This is a genomic window from Shewanella sp. 11B5, from assembly GCF_002836795.1.
Lineage (GTDB): Bacteria > Pseudomonadota > Gammaproteobacteria > Enterobacterales > Shewanellaceae > Shewanella > Shewanella frigidimarina.
The window spans coordinates 1-977 of the sequence record NZ_PJAP01000189.1 but is presented as its reverse complement, the minus strand read 5'-3'; the positions used below and the strand labels follow the sequence as shown (position 1 = coordinate 977).

Sequence of the window (977 nt, the reverse complement as noted above, 5' to 3'; positions counted from 1 at the left end):
CGGCCTGTCTGGTGGGCTCGGAGATGTGAATAAGGGAAAGGGCCGAGTGATCGATAATAGAAAAATCCTTACCTTGACTTCAATTAAACCTGATTTTTGAAACCGCCCTAATAAGCGGCTAATAGTCTCAACTGTTAGGCCTAAATAGTTGCCGATATCACCACGAGTCATTGTCAGACGGAATTCATGAGGCGAGAAACCTCTATTACCAAAGCGATTTGCCAGGTTATTGATAAATGCAGCTAAACGTTCTTCGGCATTTTTCTTTGAAAGCAGGAGGATCATCTCTTGATCACTCATTATTTCATTACTCATTAAACGCATAATTTGCTGGCGCAGTTTAGGCATCGATCCAGATAAATCATCTAATGTGTCATAGGGGATTTCACAGACCATTGAGGTTTCTAGCGCTTGGGCAAAGCTTTGATGGCGTTGTGCATGAATACCATCAAAACCAATGACGTCACCGGCCAAATGGAATCCAGTAATTTGCTCATCACCTTGCTCAGTGATGGTATAGCTTTTGATTGTACCGGAGCGAATTGCATAGAGGGACTTAAGCACGTCACCAGACTTAAAGATAAGGTCACCTTTTTGAATGGGTTTTTTACGTTCAATAATGCTGTCGAGTTTATCAAGCTCATCATTGTTTAACGTGAAAGGGATACACAGGGCTTCCATACTGCAGTCGTGACAATGAATGGCGCAACCGCTAGTTGATGGACGACGAGGTTTAATCAAATCTGAAGACATACCCATTCTCAATTTATGAAGACGTTATCATGTTATACCATTTTGCCTTAATAAGGTACTCTTCGACACCAGAGTCTTACCTACTAAATAAAGAGAACAGACACTGTAATAATGACATTTTAAAGCGCAATTGTAACTCGCTTCGCTTCGACGCATTGCAGATATAATCGCTTATAACTAATACCTATCTAAAAAACATTCAACATACTTAACGGCTTAACTCA

1 pseudogene is annotated in these 977 nt (G+C 40.6%); it reads right to left on the bottom strand.

The annotated features are described in order from the left end of the window. Positions 1 to 753: pseudogene (locus CXF78_RS01535) on the bottom strand (FNR family transcription factor); the annotation flags it as partial. Between the last annotated feature and the right edge of the window lie 224 nt (positions 754 to 977).